Consider the following 17,792-nt stretch of genomic DNA (forward strand, 5'->3'; position numbering starts at 1 on the left):
TTGTTAGATTTTTTTAAATGTTAATATAAAAGTTGTTTCTTCTCCCACTTTACTTTCAAAAGATATACCACCATTCATTCTATCCATCATTCTGTGCGCAATAGAAAGCCCTACACCATTTCCAGAGATATTTCCTGTGTTAGACATTCTGCTAAATAGCTTAAACATCTTGTTGTAATCTTCCTGTTTTATTCCGATTCCGTTATCTTTTACTTTAAAAATAACCTCCTCTTCATTCAATTCTGACCATATTTTTATGATTGGATGTTGTGCTTGGGAAGAATATTTTATTGCATTACCAATAATATTCAGAAAAACCTCATAAAACATCGTTTTATCCCCCAAAACATTATGTATTTCTTCCACAACAACTTGTGTATCATTAGTTTTATAATACAATAAAACATCGTGTATAATCTTTTCTATGATTGGTTTTGTTTCGATTGTAGACAATACAATTTCTGATTTTTTAGCTTTACTCAACGCCAAAAGATCCTGCATCATTTGTGTCATTCGATCAATTTCTTCAATAACACTTTTTAATCGATCATTTTTAATTTCATCATCTATCAAACTTCTTTGAAGCATCTGACAATTCAATTTCATCACCGATAAAGGTGTACGTAAATCGTGAGAAACTGTATAGGTAAACGAGTCTAATTCGTCATTTATTTCCTTTAATTGCTCATATAAACTATGAATTTTGAATGATTGTAAATGAAGTGTTTCTATAATTAACTTTATTACTTCTTTGGCAACATATTTCTCCTTATCTAACCAAATAAACGATTTATTCTTAATATTCTCTTGCCAAATTTTGAAAGAAGTTCGAGGAGAAAAACTATGTATTTCATCGCCATTTATAACATCTACATTTTTAATTTTACTTGGTTCTCCAGCCCAATCTAAGGTTTGAACTTGTTCTTTTTTGAACCAAATAATAAAATGTTCGTAAGTTTGATTTAGAAAACAAAACATTACACCAGCCGAACTTGGACTAAGCCTAATCTCTTGTCCATAATCTAGATAAAAAGTATTCGAGGTAAATAAACGTGCTGAGTTTCTTTTAAATGCCCATTCTTTTATTCTCAAAATTTCTTCTTTATCTGGCGTTTCGCCTTCTACAAAAACATCGTCAAAATTAACCAACGCAATCCCATCTGCCTTTGTAAGGTTAAGAACCTCTTTTAGATTATTGTTCATTGATTGCTGAAGATTTTCTTCCGTTAAAAGATTTTCTTTCAGTTTAATCGCTGTTTCGTTAAAATGATTTTGGAACTTTAATCGTTCAGTTGATTTAAAATTCACATAAGTCAACCTTGCTTGACGCGTCAATAATTCAGTTTGCAAACGAACTTGATTTGGAATAAATTTTGGCTTGGAATTCTGACATGCTACAATTCCCCACAATTTTTCGTTAATTACAATAGAAATAGAGAAACTTGCTTCACAATTAGCATTGCGTAAATACTGTAGATGTATCGGAGAAAGTGCTCTAACAGAAGAGTACATCAAGTTTATTTTTTGATAATTCTCATTACTAATTAAAATGATTCTTTTACTATCAACATCTGCAACCAAACGGCTTTTTTTCTTTAAATACAGTTGACGTGCTTGTTTAGGAATATCAAATTCTGGAAAACGCAACCCCATATAAGAATCTAATCCCTTATCACTTTCTTCCGCTATAACAACGCCACTACCATCTTCCAAAAATTTATACAACATTACTCTCTCGTAATGAATCAAACTCTTGATAGATGAAATCAACCTATCCCAAGTTGAGCTTATAGACTTAGAGTACAGGATTTGTTCAGAAAAATTATAATAAGCTAATCTGTTTTCTAAAATAATTAATTCTTCTAACTCCAAATAAATCAATTCATCAAAATGATAAACTGTTAAATGGTAGGTTTTTGAATTAACTTTTGTATTAGTTCGGTAAAATTCACCTTGTTCTAAATTCAAAACCTCATCAAAATCAAGCTCAAAATCATGAAGTTGATTAATATGTTGGCTTAATATCTTTTCGGTAGAAATTTCAAATAATTCATCAATATTTTGAGAAAAAAATTCAATTTGATGCGAATTTTTATGAATTCCTATCAAATATCCAAAAGGTTGAATTTCATTGAAAAACTGAATTTCTTCGTCTTCACAATTTTTGATGATTTGGTTGATCATATAAATGGTTTAGGAGTGTAATTATAAATCTAAGGTAAATTTAATTTTTAATCTTCTTGTCTTTTAATTTTCAGAATATAGTTTTCTAACTCTAATTCGTCAGTATCCACTAATTCAAAATCATTAAAATGAGTTAAAATTTTCTCAAAAAATGCTGTAACTTTTTCTTTTTCTAACGATGGATGAACTTTAATTCCGTTAAATTTTATGTTCTTCATATAGACATAAAAATCGTAATCAAAATCGGTTTCTCCTAAATATGTATTGGCAATTTTTCCTTTCCATTTAATGTCAAAAACACCAAATTCTTCTGTATCTAAAAACGTAATTTCGTGCTGAGCAACTGTGTCATTTCCTAACATCGAAATACCAAAAGCAAGGTTTTCTGACTCGTCAAGATTTACTGGAAGAGGATCAATTTCGAATGTTTTTTTATTGAGTTGATTAAAATCTAATTGCGCATCATTGTCTATCTTTATCCCTTTGTTGTTCCAATATGTACTCGAGATGATAGCATGATCATAATTAATCCAAAGCTGTTTTTCGGCATTCTCTTCAGAAATGTCATCTATTTCATCCAAATCATCTTTATATTCTTCTTCTTCGTCATAATTATCTGACTCTAAATGAAGATCCATCCAAAGGTCAAAATTTTCATCAAGGCGAGCACTCCAAACAAAATCTATTACTTTGTGTCCGTTTGTAAATGGGCTATTCGAAAAATATATTTTGTTATTATCCTTACTCATAAATTGGGTTTTGACTTATGTTTTGAATTTACAACGATTATTCTACTCTACAAAATTTTAAAAAATAATTGGTTCGTTTATTAGATATTGTCATTGATTTTCAAAGAAATAAAAAAAGTGCAATTTCTATAGAAATTGCACTTTTAAATTATAGTTATGATTTATAAATCAATTGAATTACAAGGTTTCTTTTAACCATTTGAAAAATTCTGTATGCCAAATCACAGAATTTTGTGGTTTTAATACCCAGTGATTTTCTTCAGGGAAATAAATAAAACGAGATTTGATTCCTTTCAATTGTAAAATTTGATAAGCCTCTTGCCCTTGTCCCATTGGCACACGATAATCATGACCTCCAACATAAATTAACATTGGCGTATTCCATTTATTTACTAATTCTGTACTACTTGGATCAAATTTAGAGTACGTTTTTTGCGCAGCTTTGTTATTTGTTTCCCACCAAGCGCCACCAGCGTCCCAGTTTGTAAAGAAAATTTCTTCTGTAGTTCCGTACATCGATTTCAAATCGAAAACACCATTATGTGCAATAAAAGATTTGAAACGACCTTCGTGAATACCTGCTAAATAATAAACAGAATATCCTCCGTAAGATGCACCAACAGCACCACGACGATCTTTATCTACATAAGATTCCTTCGAGATATCATCAATCGCAGCCAAATAATCTTGCATTACTTGTCCTCCCCAATCTTTAGAAATTTGCTCATTCCACTCTACTCCATGACCTGGCATTCCACGACGGTTTGGCGCAATTACAATATACCCTTGTGCTGCCATTAATTGGAAATTCCAACGAGGAGAATAAAATTGAGTTAAAGCAGATTGTGGTCCACCTTGACAATACAATAAAGTTGGGTATTTTTTATTCGGATCGAAATTTGGCGGATAAATTACCCATGCAAACATTTCTTTTCCGTCTGTTGTTTTAATTTTACGTGCTTTTACATCACTCAACGCAATATTATCGAAGATATCTTTGTTTTCGTTTGTTAATTGAGTTAATGCTCCAGATTTCAAATCAACTACATAAATTTCTGCAGCGTGATTGATATCTGTTTTTGTAACAATTGCTTTATTACCAACAATTTCTTTGATGTCTGCAATGTCAAAATCACCTTTTGTAATTTGTTTGATAAAAGGCATTTTTCTCATTTTGAAGTTTACATCAACCTCAAATAATTGAATTGTTCCTCCTACTGGTGCATTGAAATAAATTTTGTTACCATCATTGCTCCATTTATAACCTTGTACGGTTCCGTCCCAATGTTTTGTAATATTCATTTCGATATCACCACGACGAACGATTAAGTCATTTTTATCTGCCTCGTAACCATCGCGCTCCATGCTCAAAAACGCAAAATCTCCTTGAGAAGAAAAACTTGGTGTATTGTCATAACCCATTTTTCCTTCCGTGATATTTTTCGTCGTTTTCGTTGCTAAATCGTATTGATAAATATCTGTATTTGTGCTTAATGCGTAATCTGTTCCGAATTTCTTCTTAGAAACATACAAAACTTTTGTTCCATCTGGCGTCCAAACAAATTCTGAAACAGAATATGGTTCGTCTTTTAAAACATCAATTTTAGTTGAACCTTCTTTATTTTCTGACACAAATAAATGATCGTAATTTCCATCATTCCAAGTATCCCAATGTCTGTAATTTAATTCATTATAAATCTGCACATTCGATTTGTCCATTTCTGGATAATAATCAGAACCAAAAACCTTTTGTAATTTAACTTTATCAGTTTCTGCTTTATATTGTTGAGATTTATTCAACGATTCATCAGCCAAAAGCGTTTTATAATCTTCGATTTCCGAAGCTTTTCCTCCTGCCAACGAAATCATATATGTTTTCGATGTGTCTTCTTGTGTTTTTACGTTAGTAGAAGTTACTTTATAAATCAGATTTTTTTGATCTTTTGTTACTCCAACTGGAGCTACTTTTTTTACTTGCCAAAGAAGTTCTGGCGTCATTACTTTTTGTCCCATTGCTGTTGTCGATATCAAGATACTTGCGACTAATACAGAAAATCTATTCATGTTAATTTCAAATCTAAATAATTGTAAAAGTAACAATTCTTTATGGAGAAAGGTAAAATTTATAATTAAAAAAAGACATCATCCAGTACAAATTGTACTTAAATGATGTCTCCGCTAATAATTTTTTTCAAATCGTCTAATCGATTCTTAAAATTAGGCTATATATTTTATATTAAACTACTTAATTAAAAGTTTAACTTATTTTTATGAGTAAAAACTGGAATAATTGCTCCAAAAACTAAGTTTTGTTGGGAGAACACAATATCCTGTTTTGCTTTATCAGCTTTGTTTGCAGTTGTACGAATATCACTCAAGTTAGCATATCCACCCTTTAATTCGGCCTGTACAAAGAAATAATCCCAAAAAGTAAAGTTGATCCCAACCATTGCAGCTGTAGCAAAACCTGCTAAGTGAAACTCATCATAACGTTCATTACCCATCAATTTTACGTTAGAACGTGGATATAAAATCCCTGCTCCCAAACCAGCTGTTACGTTAACATCGATTCCTTTTCCATTTTTTGTAATTGGGAAATGTTGAATATTATCAAAACGACGAACCTCTAAATTAGCATAGTTCAAACCATCTGTATGTTCAAACGTTAAGAAATCTTCTGTTAATTTTTGATCAACATTATTATATGTTCCATCGTAATCTGAACCTGTGTTGATGTGACCATTCATTTTTACAACTTGGTCTTGATCCATCACATATTTCATGTGGTCAATCCCGAAAGAGATATTCCAATTATCCGAAACAAAGTAACCTAAACGGAAGTTATATTGCGGAATCGTCATAGAACTTGGATTGAAATACTTGATTCCAAAAGAAGTTTGACGGTCATGAGCTGCTACATTATCTAACGTAAAATCGTATCCATCTCCTTTGAACTGAATATCTGATTTTGTATACTGCGCGTGATTCCAACCCCAATAAACATAAAATTTACCTTTATTATTTTTCCCTTGCCCGAAAGTAGTTGCAACTAAAGCAACTAAAAACATTACACTTATATACTTTCTCAAAATTTAACTTTTTGCAAATTTATTCTTAAAAAAATTGTGTAAAAATGATTTATGATATCAATTTTATATCTAGACAATATTTAAAATCAATAAACATTGTTAAGCGTCATAAAATAAAATGATAAATATTTATTAAAAATGATATCCTCTATTTTGTAATTAAAAATTAAAATATATTTTTGTGACATAATGAAAGACTACCTGATAAAACATAGCATCGGAATTTTTTTCACGCTTCTTTTGGTGTTCAGTACGAACATGCAAGGGTTGGCGGGTTATGTAGATTATCAGATGAGAATGGAGCAACAAGACAAAAAAGATTCTTCTGACAATGATCAAAAAGCTTTGTTTTCTCAAACTTCAACTGAAGAAGAAAATAATCAGAAAAATTCTTCGAGCGAAATCACAGAAAAAATACATTATTTCCACGAAATAAAATTGTTTACATTTTTTAATGTGAAACAAACTACACATTCGGATTTTCATCATTCTAATGCATATGCGTCTTTAGACAATGGTGTGACAACTCCACCTCCAGAATTAGTTTAATTTTTTAATTGATTTTTTGCATCATCCTATTCAAATCTATTGAATGGATAGCAAATTTATTTTTATCATTTTAAATTATTAAATAATTCATTTTAAAATTATTATGAATCTTTTTCAAAATTGGAAAAAGGACATACCTGCGAGTATTGTTGTCTTTTTCGTTGCATTACCTTTATGTTTAGGTGTTGCGTTGGCCAGTGGTGCGCCTTTATTTGCCGGAATTATTGCGGGAATTGTAGGAGGAATTGTTGTTGGTCTTATTTCTAAATCCCAAATTGGTGTTTCTGGTCCTGCGGCTGGTTTGGTCGTTATTGTATTAACTGCTATTACAGATTTGGGTGCTTACGAACTATTTTTAGTCGCGGTTGTTATCGCCGGAATTTTTCAAATATTACTAGGTATTCTAAAAGCCGGAGTTATTGGTTATTACTTTCCATCTTCGGTGATTAAAGGAATGTTGTGTGCGATTGGTATTTCAATTTTCTTGAAACAAATTCCGTTAGCGTTAGGATATACAGAAACATTTAGTTTTAGTAATTTTAGTTTAGATTTTATCACGCCAGGAGCCATTATTATTACAGCAATCTCTTTATTTATCTTGATTGTTTGGGACAATATTTTAGGAAAAAAATCAAACTTTTTCAAATTATTACCAGGATCATTAGTAGCTGTATTAGTAGGTATTTTGTACCAAGTTACAATTGGTGATACCAACCACGAAGTATTTTCTATCGACCACAATTTATTAGTAAAAGTTCCTGTTCCTGAAAGTGTTTCAGATTTCTTAGGACAATTTACTATGCCCGATTTCGCCTCTGGATTAACAAATCCTATGGTTTGGCAAGTTGCATTTACCATCGCAATTGTAGCGTCATTAGAGACTTTATTATCTGTAGAAGCAACTGATAAATTAGATCCTTTAAAGCGTCAAACACCTACAAATCGAGAATTGATTGCACAAGGTGTCGGAAACTCTTTAGCTGGTTTAATTGGAGGTTTACCTGTTACGCAAGTTATTGTACGTTCATCTGCAAATGCAATGAGTGGCGGGCTTACAAAACTTTCTACAATTACGCACGGTGTTTTATTATTAGTGAGTGTGATCTCTATTCCAATGTTTTTAAATTTAATTCCAAATGCGGTTTTAGCTTCTATTCTATTGGTTATTGGATACAAATTAGGTAATCCGAAACAATTCTTGGATATGAAAAAATTAGGAAAAGATCAGTTAATTCCGTTCGCAGTAACAGTTATTGCAATTTTGGCAACAGATTTATTAAAAGGTATCATCATTGGTCTTATTGTTGGTGTAGTGGTTTCGTTAATCAAATCTTACAACAACTCGCACGTAATGTTGGTGAAAGAAGGAAATGTTTTCCATATGAATTTTGCTGAGGAGGTAACGTTTGTAAACCGCGGTGCAATTGTAAAAGAATTAGATGGTTTGAAACCTGGTTCTAATCTTGAATTAGATGTTCGTAAAACACGAATTTTAGATTATGATATTATTGAATATTTAGATGAATTTAAAGTCAAAGCAAAAAATAATAACATTAATATTCGACTAATTTCCGAACGTGGAACAGTCGATAATCCCCCATCATTCAGAGAGTTTTTTGGTTACGTCTTAGTTGCTGGAGCTCATTAATCTGTAAAAAACATATAAAAATTAAAACACCCACAATAAAATTAAATATAATGAAAGCACATACATCAGAAACTCAAGCGACAACAACTCCAGAGAAAGCGTTAGAATTTTTAAAAGAAGGAAATGCAAGATTTGTTCAAAACTTAAAAGCAAACAGAGATTTACTTTCGCAAGTGAATGATACAAGAGAGGGACAATGGCCGTTTGCGGTTGTTTTGAGCTGTATTGATAGCCGTACTTCTGCGGAACTAATTTTCGATCAAGGTTTAGGAGATATTTTCAGTGTACGAATTGCTGGTAATTTCGTTAATCAAGATATTTTAGGTTCGATGGAATTTGGAACAAATGTGGCTGGCTCTAAATTGATTGTTGTCTTAGGACACTCTAAATGTGGCGCTTTGAAAGGCGGATTAGACGCTGAAGCAATTCACAAAACCGGAATGAATAATTTGTGTCATTTGGTTGATCATTTCAATCCAATTATCGACGAAATTATAAAAGACGGTGAAGAACGTTCTTCTAAAAATGCAGATTTATTAGAAAGATTAAATCACCAAAACGTTATACAAACCATAGAAGATATTCGTAACCAAAGTACAACCTTGAACACCTTAGAAAAAGAAGGGAAAATCAAGATAATAGGTGCAAACTACTGTGTAGATTCAGGCGTTGTAACTTGGTTATAAAACAATTAATTCTTTAGATATTTTTTAGTAATGTAAAAGCCACTCTATTTGAGTGGCTTATTTCTATTAATCATATTATCCATATGATTTTTCATCATTTTATTTAGCTTCGGATTATTTTTTAAACCTTCTCTAGCTAATTCTTCAATTCTTTTGCTTTTTACAGCTTTCTCTCTTAATTCATCATCTATATTACTGTCATTCAAGTCAACTTCTCTATAAAATCTTCTTCCTTTTTCATCATAATCATCAAATCTTACTAAATCTTCTTCTTTTTTAATATGTACTTTATCATTAAACCATATTTTTGAGACTTGATACGACACAAAAATTGTAACAAATTGTAATAAAGTTAACCAAGTTGTAAACACCTCAATAATTGTATATATGATTGACAAAAAAATAACAATATTTCTTATTTTTTTTCCAAAAAATGATGATAGCTGAATAATGAAGAATATTATTATTTGATAAGCAAGTATAGACATATATAGTTTTTTAAAATTTAATTCACCCAATAACTCACCCCTCCATGATGTGAACATGCACCACTTCCTGTTGCTTGTGAAAAAGAACCATCGTTACAAATCGCTCCAGATCTTGAAGGTGTATAATTATAATTTTGGTTATAATTTTTATAATTAATTACTGTATCACAAACACTTACATTATTATAATTATTTTTTTGTAAATCATAATAATCATTTTTGATTATTTTATCTTTCTTAACATCTGATTTAAAAAAGATTGATGTAATTCCTGACATCAAGCCGCAAAAGGCCAATAAAATTATACAAGTAATTAAAAAATTAAAACAACCTTTCATATTTTTCAAATATAAACAAATTCAATAAACTTTTTAAGTAAGTAATTTATTTATCTAACAAATTAAAATATACAACCTACTCAACAACGTCCACAACCAAGCTGACGACTTTCTAAACCCCGTTAGCCTCCAAATTAACTAAGCTGACAGTGTCTTTTACCAAGCTGGCTTGGTTGTGAACCAAGAAAACGAGGTTATCTAACCCCAAATTTGACGTTCCTGACATGGTCAGCTAAGTTCTGGACGTAATCAACTAGGTATAAAACCCCGTCAGCTTACTAAAATACTAAGCTAGCTTATTTCGGAACCTAGTCAGCTTGGTTATGAACCACGTCGACTACGTTCGGGACGTGGTCAGTTATCAAGATCCATTAAAATCGCTCGAATTGACAAATTTTCACATCAACACATTAGCCCATTTTCAAATTATCCCTTCTTCGGCAACTCTTTCATGAAGTTATATCTTTTTTGGACAAAATCCATCATACAATAATAATGATTCAACCCGTTTGTTACCATCAACAACTGAGAACCTAACACAATATTGTAACGCGCTATTTGATCAAAAGTTGCTTGCGAAATTGTAATATGCGGCGCTTTACATTCCACCATAATAAATGGTTTTTCTTGCTGATAAACGACAATATCTGCACGTTTTCGCATTCCTGTAATATCAATTGCAACTTCCAACGCAATCGCCGAAGTTGAATAACCCAAATCGTTGATTAAATAATTCAGAACGTGTTGCCTAACCCATTCTTCGGGCGTATAGACCAACCATTTTTTTCGAATCAAACAAAAGATATACAATTTATCTTTGGCTTGTTTCAATCTTATTTGGTATTTTTCGGAAAAATTTAATTGTACTAATTCAGTCATTGTATGAGTCCTGTAGAATCTTTGATCAAAGATATAAAAAACAAAAACTATAAACCGATTTACTTCTTGGCGGGCGACGAGCCTTTTTTCATCGATCAGGTAACTGATTTATTGGAGGCGAATATTTTACCAGAAGAAGAAAAAGGTTTTAACCAAACAATAGTTTATGGACAAGATGTAGAAGTTGGACAATTAATAGGAATGGCGCGTCAATATCCGATGGGTACAGAAAAATCTGTAGTGATTGTAAAAGAAGCACAACATCTTAGCCGTTCGATAGATCAGTTGGAAATGTATGCGAATCAAGTACAAGATTCAACGGTTTTAATCATCAATTACAAAGGAAATTCTCTTGATAAACGCAAGAAAATCTATAAAATTCTGAATGAAAAAGGGTATTACCACGAATTCAAAAAGATTTATGAAAACGAGTTACCTGCTTGGATAGAACAGAAAGTTGCAGCTAATCAATTTAAGATTGAACCAAAAGCAAAGTTTTTGTTGACAGAATATGTGGGAGCTGATTTATCTCGATTGAATAATGAATTAGAAAAACTCTTTACAATTGTTGGTGCGGATAAAACCATCACACCAAATCATATTGAAGAACATATTGGGATTAGTAAAGATTATAATGTTTTTGAACTTCGTAATGCAATCGAAACGAAGAACATCGAAAAAGCATTCAAAATCATTAAATATTTCGAAAAAAATCCGAAGGATAATCCGTACGTCGTTTCGATCACAACAATTTTTAATCTGTTTACAAACATCATTCAAATACATGTTACGCCAGATAAATCAAAACAAAATTTGGCAAAAGTCTTAGGAATTAATCCCTACTTTGTACAAGGAATGATGACAGCTGCGAGTAATTATCCGCTAAAAAAAGCTACGAGAATTATCTCATTCATACGCGAATATGATTTGAAAGGAAAAGGTGTTGGAACTACTGGAAATGTGACGCCAAGCCAATTATTAATTGAATTAGTGTATAAAATTATGAATCTATAATTTTCATCTATTTATAGAATCGAGAAAACTAAATAAGAAATACTAAATTTGTAAAAAAATAAAACAACACAATGGAAAATAACGTAAGAGATGTTATCATAATAGGATCTGGACCTGCAGGTTATACAGCGGGAATTTATGCAGCACGCGCGAACATGAATCCTTTGATTTTAACTGGTATGGAGCCAGGTGGACAATTAACAACAACTACAGATGTTGAGAATTTTCCAGGCTATCCAGAAGCAGTTACTGGACCAGAATTGATGGCTGATTTACAAAAACAAGCTGAGCGCTTTGGAACTGAAATAAAATACGAATATGTAACGGAAGTAACTTTTGGAGAAAAAGAAGGTGATGTACATATTGTAAAATCAAACAATGGAACTTACCAAGCGCGTTCTATCATTATTTCGACAGGTGCAACAGCGAAATATTTAGGATTAGACGATGAAACTAAATACGCTGGTAGTGGAGTTTCAGCTTGTGCAACTTGCGATGGTTTCTTTTACCGCGGTAAAGATGTTGCAGTAGTTGGTGGTGGTGATACAGCTGCTGAAGAAGCAACTTACTTATCTAAACTTTGTAACAAGGTTTATTTATTGGTTCGTAAAGAAGAAATGCGCGCGTCTAAAGCGATGCAAGATCGTGTTGCAAATACGCATAATTTAGAGGTTTTATATAACCACGAATTAATTGGTTTGGAAGGAAACAATGTTGTTGAAAAAGCTAAAATCATCAACAATGTTACAAACGAAGAAAAAGAATTAATCGTTGATGGAGTTTTTATCGCGATTGGACATAAACCAAATACAGAATTATTCCAAGGAAAATTGGATATGGACGAAACAGGATACTTAATCACTCAAGATCGTTCGTACAAAACAAATGTACCTGGTGTTTTTGCTGCTGGCGATGTACAAGATTCTGTTTACAGACAAGCAATAACTGCTGCTGGTTCTGGTTGTGCTGCTGCATTAGACGCAGAACGTTATGTTGCAGAATTCTTTGACGAAATATAATATCGTTTAGCATATATAAGAAAAAACAAAAGCTCAACCAATGGTTGAGCTTTCTTCTTATTGTTTAAATCCTTCAAATTGATACCAATATTTATCTATTGTAAATAGAGATTGAAATCTCGAAGCACTACAGATTTTGTTACAGATACGTCAAAATATTCCCTCTGGTTTTCAACCAACCTGTAATACTATATCTTGGTCGATTAACGGTTTTTACTTCGTGTGGAATACTTTTACTATCAAAAACAGCCAAACGACCAGCAAGAGGTAAAATATCTAATTCTTTTTCAGACTTATTCTCATCTGCCAAATACAAGGTCAATTGTCCGCCAAATTCATCTTTCCATTCTTCATCATTCAAATACAACACAATAGAAAGTGTGCGTCTATCATCATTCTTGAAAGCATCAACATGTTTTTGGTAAAATGTCCCTTCGGGATAAATGGCATAATGAAATTCACTTTCTTCAATGCCCATGTAACATGTTAGATTGAGATACTCAATAAAATCATTGATTTTTGAGAAAAAAATTTCTTCCGTTTCTGTTTTATTTTCTTCATCAATCCATCTGATTTTATCTCCTCTGATTGATTTTACAATTTGTTCGTTAACCGAACTTCCTACGGCTGCTTGATGAAAATCTTTTTTATTTTCTTTTCGAATTATTGCTTCGCGAAGTTGCTTTGTTTCCTCTGTTGAGAAAAAAAAGTCTGAAATAGAGTATTTTTGATTTGATAAGTCATCAATAATCTTTTCATAAATTGGGTTTAATGTAATATTACTCATTCATTATTATGAAAACTTCAGTAAAAGTATATTTTATTACGAAAAACATAATCATATTTTTAAGTTTTTTTTCAAAAAAAGGACATAAAAAAATCTGTCCTCAAAAAATAGTTTTAATTATCAATTACTTAAACCAGTCAACTTTATTCAACTGATAAATAAAATTTAACTTTGGCTCTTCTCCAAAATATTCAATTTGTTCTTCTTTCACTTTTTTACAACCCAATCGCTCCACTGCAATTTGCGAACGTACATTATCAGCGCCAACATGTAAATAAATTTTGTCAACAAACTGAAAAATATAATCAAACATTAACTTCTTAACGGACGGATTAAAGCCTTTTCCCCAACAATTCGTCGAATAAAACGTATATCCAACCAAAATAGACGAATCTTGCTCATTATAATCGTAAAAACGAGAACTACCAACAAATTGATTTGTCTGTTTATCAATAATCTTGAAAGCGCCTTTACTTTGAATTGCACCTTCGAAAAAATTCATAAAAACATCTCTTTTCCAACGATTTTTATTTGGATGTTGTTCCCAAACTTTCGGATCGGAAGCAGCTAAATATAAGACTTCAAAATCATTATAGTTGAGTGGTTGAAGTTCTACCAAATCATTCTCTAAATTGGGCTGAATATTTATCATTTGTTTCATTTAATACAACACTAATTTACATTATTCTTGTACGATATCCATTAAAAAATAATCATTAATTGAATGAAATTTTCTCAAAATAAAATCAAATCATTAACTTTAGTAAAAACAAAAACCAATAAAATTATGACTCAAAAAACGATTGGACTTTTTATAGGAAGTTTACGAAAGGAAGCTAATTCCAGAAAAATTGCTAAAAATTTAATAAAAATGACGCCCGAGGGATTTACCTTTAAGATAATTGAAATTGGACAATTAGAATTTTATGACCAAGATTTTGATGACCGTAATCAAGTTCCTGATTCTTACACTACTTTTCGTAAAGAAGTTTCTGAATTGGATGGCCTAATTTTTATCACACCAGAATATAATCGATCTATGCCAGCGGTTCTAAAAAATGCTTTAGATGTTGCTTCTCGTCCTTTCGGAAAAAATGTTTGGGATAATAAACCAGGTGCGATTATTAGTAGTTCTACTGGTACTATAGGTGGTTTTGGAGCGAATCATCATTTAAGACAATCCTTAACTTTTTTGAATATTCCGACTATGCAACAACCCGAAATTTATTTAGGAAAACTAAAACCAGATGTGTTTGATGAAAATGGATATTTTAATAACGAAAAAACAACAAGTTTCATTCAGAATTTTGTAGATGCATATGTAAAATGGTTTCAACAACTAACAAAATAAATCTAGAATTTTATTGATTATTACTGTACGACTAACTAACTTCACAGAAAAAATATGTTTTTAAATTTTGAAGATAAAGCTAATCTTATTTCTAAACTAAAAAGTTTAAAAGTAGATCAACAGCCAGAATGGGGAATTATGACACCTCAACATATGGTTGAACATTTGATTGTAACCACTAAAATTTCAAATGGAGGTTTAACAGTACCTTGTCGAATTCCTGCAGAGCAAATTCCTCAATACAAATCATTTTTATTAGAATCTGATTATGAAATGCAAAAAGGGATAAAAGCAAACGGAATGGAAGGTTTACTGGATTTACGATACTCTTCTTTAGAAGCTTCAATCGAGAAGTTGGAACAAGAAATTGATAAATTCCATTATTATTTTACAGAAAATCCTGATGCAAAAATTGTCAATCCAGTTTTAAATGAGATTGGATACGAAGATTGGAAAACATTTCATAAAAAACATTTTACACATCATTTCAAACAGTTTGGTTTGATGTAATTCAGATAAAATAAAAGCTCAGTTATAAACTGAGCTTTTATTTTATTTATACCAACTACTATACATCAAATAATTATTGGCGATTCTTTCTATTTCACCTTCTTTCAATTCTTTTGGAACATCTTTAATTTTTTTCGCTGGAATTCCAGCCCATAATTCTCCTTCTTTTACATGCGTTCCTTTGGTTAAAATCGCACCAGCGGCAATCAAAGAATTAGATTCAATAATGCAGTCATCCATCACAATTGCGCCCATTCCAACCAATACATTATTGTGTATTGTACAACCATGTACAATTGCATTATGCCCTATCGAAACATTATTTCCAATTGTTGTTGGCGATTTTTGATACGTTGCATGTATCGTTGCGTTATCCTGAATATTTACTTTGTTTCCCATTTTGATATAATGTACATCTCCACGCACAACTGCTGAAAACCAAATTGAGCAATTATCTCCCATTTCTACCTCTCCTACAACCACAGCATTATCCGCTAAAAAGCCGTTTTCACCGAACTTTGGTGTGTGTCCATTTAATTCTTTAACTATTGCCATAACAAAATCTATAATTCTAATGATAAAGATACATTTTTATAGCGTATTTTTGTAGAACTATGAGAGTATACGAAGAAATTACACCTAATAATAATGTGATGAAGTTCGTTTGTGACGAGACTTTAACACAAGGTGGCGTGGAATTCGATAAAGAATCTACAGCTACCGAATCTCCTTTAGCGCAAGTTTTATTGACTATACCATTTATTCAAAAAATATTTATCACAGCGAATTTTGTTGCGATAGAAAAAATAGATGCTGTTGATTGGGCTGATGTTACAGAAGATTTGAAAGAAATTATCAATGAACATTTAGAAGAAAACGCAATTTTAGCACCAATGAAAAAGGCTCCTATTTCTATTTATGCAGAAATGACGCCTAATCCTGCTGCGATGAAATTCGTTTCAAATTCTATGTTAGCGCCAGAAATCATCGAAATAAAATCGAAAGAAAAAGCTGCTGGAGTTCCATTAGCTGTTGCGATTTACAAAGAATATCCTTTTGTTGAAGAAGTTTTTATTGTTGATAATTATGTTTCTTTAACGAAAAACGAAACAGAAGATTGGTCACTTTGGGCGATGGATGTTCGTTCGTTTATTACGAATTATTTACAAGCTGGAGGTCCTGTTTTTGATGAATTTTATGAATTCACAACAGAAGCTCCTGAACATGTTGTGGTAAAACCTGCTGAAGAGTTTTCTTCTGTTGAGCAACAAATCAAAGCTATTTTAGACGAATATGTTCAACCAGCAGTTGCAAATGATGGTGGAAACATAGAATTAATTGAATTTGATGAAGAAACGAGAACAGCAAAAATGTTATTACAAGGTGCTTGTTCTGGTTGTCCGTCTTCTACAGCAACGCTTAAAAATGGTATCGAAGGTATTTTAAAACAAATGATGCCTGATGTTGTAGACAACGTTGAAGCTGTAAATGGATAAGATTAAAAATATTTTTATTTAAAAAATCTCAGAGCAAAATGCTCTGAGATTTTTTATTTTTTTTCTATTTTCCTCCACTCCTATTTGCTTCTTCTGCATTAGAAGTTTGACGTTTACTCACATTGATTTTTGAATTACCAAATTTATAAGAAACCGAAAAACGTATCGATTGCGAATCATAATATTGTCTAAACGATTGCGAAATATTTTGCACATTTGTCGACAATGTTGAAAGATCTGTTTTGAAAATATCATAAGCCATCAACGACAACGTTAATTTCTTATCCATCGCCAAATATTTAAAACCTATATCTAACGAAGAACTTGAACTATAATTAAATTCTCTGTTTTTTCCTTTTGGTGTAAACGTATAATTAGCTTGGGCCGTGAACGTTTTTTTAGTATTCAAATTCAGGTTATTATAAACCGAAAAATTAGCTCCATTTCCTGTATATTCTTTATCTAACACATCAATTTCATTGATTGATTTATTAAATACAAAATTAAATTCAAGATTAGATTCCCACCATTTATAAGGTTTTAGAGTTGATGATAAACTAATTCAGTAATTAGACATTTTATAATAATTTAATCGCTTAAATATTTGTGTTTGCATCAATTCTCCATCCAATTCTTATTCTTGATGAAAGACATTTTGACCAAAACCATCTTGTATATTTTGATAATAAAATTTTGCTTGTAAATAATCTTTGAATCCATAACTTAACTCGAAATTATACACAAAAGCTGGTTGCATAAAAGGATTTCCTTCTGTGTAAGAAATAGGATTACTGTACCATTTATCTGGATTTAATTCCCAAAAAGCTGGTCGTTGAATTCTTCGACCAAAATTAAAATTGAACGAATAATCTTCTGTTGGCTGATATTGAATATAAAACTTTGAAAAGTGCTTATCATAAAAATCAATTAGCAGAAAAAATTGTACAATTTTTAGAGAATTATCAATCGATATAAAACGAAAAAAAGAAGCTGTCTCAAAAGTGA

General features: G+C 31.3%; 18 protein-coding genes and 1 pseudogene. 8 read left to right on the top strand and 11 right to left on the bottom strand.

The features are described 5' to 3' along the window. Positions 1–3: 3 nt before the first annotated feature. The 4 genes from B3J26_RS11190 to B3J26_RS11205 form a co-directional block, all read right to left on the bottom strand. Positions 4–2,184, bottom strand: a complete 2,181-nt coding sequence (locus B3J26_RS11190) for an ATP-binding protein (protein ID WP_291074591.1) — start codon at positions 2,182–2,184, stop codon at positions 4–6. Positions 2,185–2,231: 47 nt separating this feature from the next. Then, positions 2,232–2,933, bottom strand: coding sequence for a hypothetical protein (locus tag B3J26_RS11195; protein WP_291074592.1), 702 nt, complete (start codon positions 2,931–2,933; stop codon positions 2,232–2,234). A 177-nt stretch (positions 2,934–3,110) separates the two neighbouring features. Further along, entirely contained in the window at positions 3,111–4,997 is a 1,887-nt protein-coding gene (locus B3J26_RS11200) for a S9 family peptidase (protein ID WP_221856838.1), read from the bottom strand. A gap of 185 nt (positions 4,998–5,182) precedes the next feature. After that, positions 5,183–6,022, bottom strand: a complete 840-nt coding sequence (locus tag B3J26_RS11205) for a hypothetical protein (RefSeq protein ID WP_236688191.1) — start codon at positions 6,020–6,022, stop codon at positions 5,183–5,185. A gap of 189 nt (positions 6,023–6,211) precedes the next feature. Between B3J26_RS11205 and B3J26_RS11210 the strand changes: the two genes are divergently transcribed. From B3J26_RS11210 to B3J26_RS11220, 3 genes are all read left to right on the top strand, one after another. Beyond that, positions 6,212–6,571: a hypothetical protein gene (locus tag B3J26_RS11210; protein ID WP_180906316.1), complete on the top strand. Its 360-nt coding sequence runs from the start codon at positions 6,212–6,214 to the stop codon at positions 6,569–6,571. 103 nt (positions 6,572–6,674) lie between these two features. Next, positions 6,675–8,219: a SulP family inorganic anion transporter gene (locus tag B3J26_RS11215; protein ID WP_038333625.1), complete on the top strand. Its 1,545-nt coding sequence runs from the start codon at positions 6,675–6,677 to the stop codon at positions 8,217–8,219. A gap of 50 nt (positions 8,220–8,269) precedes the next feature. Continuing rightward, positions 8,270–8,905, top strand: a complete 636-nt coding sequence (locus B3J26_RS11220; RefSeq protein WP_286496275.1) for a carbonic anhydrase — start codon at positions 8,270–8,272, stop codon at positions 8,903–8,905. 44 nt (positions 8,906–8,949) lie between these two features. Here the strand turns inward: B3J26_RS11220 and B3J26_RS11225 are convergent, their stop codons facing one another. The 3 genes from B3J26_RS11225 to B3J26_RS11235 all read right to left on the bottom strand — a co-directional run bounded on the left by B3J26_RS11225 (position 8,950) and on the right by B3J26_RS11235 (position 10,610). Continuing rightward, complete coding sequence (locus B3J26_RS11225) at positions 8,950–9,393, bottom strand: hypothetical protein (protein WP_280051756.1); 444 nt, start codon at positions 9,391–9,393, stop codon at positions 8,950–8,952. A 17-nt stretch (positions 9,394–9,410) separates the two neighbouring features. Further along, positions 9,411–9,671, bottom strand: a complete 261-nt coding sequence (locus tag B3J26_RS11230) for a DUF3761 domain-containing protein (RefSeq protein ID WP_280051757.1) — start codon at positions 9,669–9,671, stop codon at positions 9,411–9,413. A gap of 486 nt (positions 9,672–10,157) precedes the next feature. Then, complete coding sequence (locus B3J26_RS11235; RefSeq protein WP_291074595.1) at positions 10,158–10,610, bottom strand: type I restriction enzyme HsdR N-terminal domain-containing protein; 453 nt, start codon at positions 10,608–10,610, stop codon at positions 10,158–10,160. A 3-nt stretch (positions 10,611–10,613) separates the two neighbouring features. Here B3J26_RS11235 and holA point away from each other — a divergent pair, with 3 nt between their 5' ends. Together holA and trxB are read left to right on the top strand one after the other, a co-directional pair. Further along, the gene (gene holA, locus B3J26_RS11240; protein ID WP_291074596.1) at positions 10,614–11,624 is read left to right on the top strand and encodes a DNA polymerase III subunit delta; all 1,011 of its coding nucleotides are present in this window, start codon (positions 10,614–10,616) and stop codon (positions 11,622–11,624) included. A gap of 71 nt (positions 11,625–11,695) precedes the next feature. Continuing rightward, positions 11,696–12,643 carry a thioredoxin-disulfide reductase gene (gene trxB, locus B3J26_RS11245; protein ID WP_291074598.1) on the top strand — a complete coding sequence of 316 codons (948 nt, stop codon included), beginning with the start codon at positions 11,696–11,698 and terminating at the stop codon, positions 12,641–12,643. A 139-nt stretch (positions 12,644–12,782) separates the two neighbouring features. Here trxB and B3J26_RS11250 read toward each other — a convergent pair whose 3' ends face one another. After that, a complete protein-coding gene (locus B3J26_RS11250; protein ID WP_291074600.1) occupies positions 12,783–13,430 on the bottom strand; it encodes a 2OG-Fe(II) oxygenase in 648 nt (215 codons plus the stop codon). A 124-nt stretch (positions 13,431–13,554) separates the two neighbouring features. Beyond that, positions 13,555–14,091, bottom strand: coding sequence for a GNAT family N-acetyltransferase (locus tag B3J26_RS11255; protein ID WP_349679518.1), 537 nt, complete (start codon positions 14,089–14,091; stop codon positions 13,555–13,557). Positions 14,092–14,154: 63 nt separating this feature from the next. Here B3J26_RS11255 and B3J26_RS11260 point away from each other — a divergent pair, with 63 nt between their 5' ends. Together B3J26_RS11260 and B3J26_RS11265 are read left to right on the top strand one after the other, a co-directional pair. After that, positions 14,155–14,781 carry an NADPH-dependent FMN reductase gene (locus B3J26_RS11260; protein ID WP_291074601.1) on the top strand — a complete coding sequence of 209 codons (627 nt, stop codon included), beginning with the start codon at positions 14,155–14,157 and terminating at the stop codon, positions 14,779–14,781. Between the two features lie 54 nt (positions 14,782–14,835). Continuing rightward, positions 14,836–15,291, top strand: a complete 456-nt coding sequence (locus B3J26_RS11265) for a hypothetical protein (RefSeq protein ID WP_291074603.1) — start codon at positions 14,836–14,838, stop codon at positions 15,289–15,291. A gap of 42 nt (positions 15,292–15,333) precedes the next feature. On the opposite strand, the gene B3J26_RS11270 is transcribed toward B3J26_RS11265, so the two are convergent. Then, complete coding sequence (locus B3J26_RS11270; protein ID WP_291074605.1) at positions 15,334–15,846, bottom strand: gamma carbonic anhydrase family protein; 513 nt, start codon at positions 15,844–15,846, stop codon at positions 15,334–15,336. 59 nt (positions 15,847–15,905) lie between these two features. Between B3J26_RS11270 and B3J26_RS11275 the strand changes: the two genes are divergently transcribed. Beyond that, positions 15,906–16,787 (top strand): NifU family protein, encoded by an 882-nt coding sequence (locus B3J26_RS11275; RefSeq protein ID WP_291063355.1) that lies wholly within the window; start codon positions 15,906–15,908, stop codon positions 16,785–16,787. A gap of 64 nt (positions 16,788–16,851) precedes the next feature. Here B3J26_RS11275 and B3J26_RS11280 read toward each other — a convergent pair. Then, positions 16,852–17,760 (bottom strand): annotated as a pseudogene (locus B3J26_RS11280) (outer membrane beta-barrel family protein). Positions 17,761–17,792: the final 32 nt, after the last annotated feature.

This window comes from Empedobacter sp. UBA5987 (assembly GCF_002429865.1).
GTDB classification, from domain to species: domain Bacteria; phylum Bacteroidota; class Bacteroidia; order Flavobacteriales; family Weeksellaceae; genus Empedobacter; species Empedobacter falsenii_B.

What these genes read in the sequence shown, in the direction of transcription:
- B3J26_RS11190 (WP_291074591.1), bottom strand. Translation starts at nt 2,184, where the DNA reads ATGATCAACCAAATCATCAAAAATTGTGAAGACGAAGAAATTCAGTTT.
- B3J26_RS11195 (WP_291074592.1), bottom strand. Translation starts at nt 2,933, where the DNA reads ATGAGTAAGGATAATAACAAAATATATTTTTCGAATAGCCCATTTACA.
- B3J26_RS11200 (WP_221856838.1), bottom strand. Translation starts at nt 4,997, where the DNA reads ATGAATAGATTTTCTGTATTAGTCGCAAGTATCTTGATATCGACAACA.
- B3J26_RS11210 (WP_180906316.1), top strand. Translation starts at nt 6,212, where the DNA reads ATGAAAGACTACCTGATAAAACATAGCATCGGAATTTTTTTCACGCTT.
- B3J26_RS11215 (WP_038333625.1), top strand. Translation starts at nt 6,675, where the DNA reads ATGAATCTTTTTCAAAATTGGAAAAAGGACATACCTGCGAGTATTGTT.
- B3J26_RS11220 (WP_286496275.1), top strand. Translation starts at nt 8,270, where the DNA reads ATGAAAGCACATACATCAGAAACTCAAGCGACAACAACTCCAGAGAAA.
- B3J26_RS11225 (WP_280051756.1), bottom strand. Translation starts at nt 9,393, where the DNA reads ATGTCTATACTTGCTTATCAAATAATAATATTCTTCATTATTCAGCTA.
- B3J26_RS11230 (WP_280051757.1), bottom strand. Translation starts at nt 9,671, where the DNA reads ATGTCAGGAATTACATCAATCTTTTTTAAATCAGATGTTAAGAAAGAT.
- B3J26_RS11235 (WP_291074595.1), bottom strand. Translation starts at nt 10,610, where the DNA reads ATGACTGAATTAGTACAATTAAATTTTTCCGAAAAATACCAAATAAGA.
- holA (WP_291074596.1), top strand. Translation starts at nt 10,614, where the DNA reads ATGAGTCCTGTAGAATCTTTGATCAAAGATATAAAAAACAAAAACTAT.
- trxB (WP_291074598.1), top strand. Translation starts at nt 11,696, where the DNA reads ATGGAAAATAACGTAAGAGATGTTATCATAATAGGATCTGGACCTGCA.
- B3J26_RS11250 (WP_291074600.1), bottom strand. Translation starts at nt 13,430, where the DNA reads ATGAGTAATATTACATTAAACCCAATTTATGAAAAGATTATTGATGAC.
- B3J26_RS11255 (WP_349679518.1), bottom strand. Translation starts at nt 14,091, where the DNA reads ATGAAACAAATGATAAATATTCAGCCCAATTTAGAGAATGATTTGGTA.
- B3J26_RS11260 (WP_291074601.1), top strand. Translation starts at nt 14,155, where the DNA reads ATGAAATTTTCTCAAAATAAAATCAAATCATTAACTTTAGTAAAAACA.
- B3J26_RS11265 (WP_291074603.1), top strand. Translation starts at nt 14,836, where the DNA reads ATGTTTTTAAATTTTGAAGATAAAGCTAATCTTATTTCTAAACTAAAA.
- B3J26_RS11270 (WP_291074605.1), bottom strand. Translation starts at nt 15,846, where the DNA reads ATGGCAATAGTTAAAGAATTAAATGGACACACACCAAAGTTCGGTGAA.
- B3J26_RS11275 (WP_291063355.1), top strand. Translation starts at nt 15,906, where the DNA reads ATGAGAGTATACGAAGAAATTACACCTAATAATAATGTGATGAAGTTC.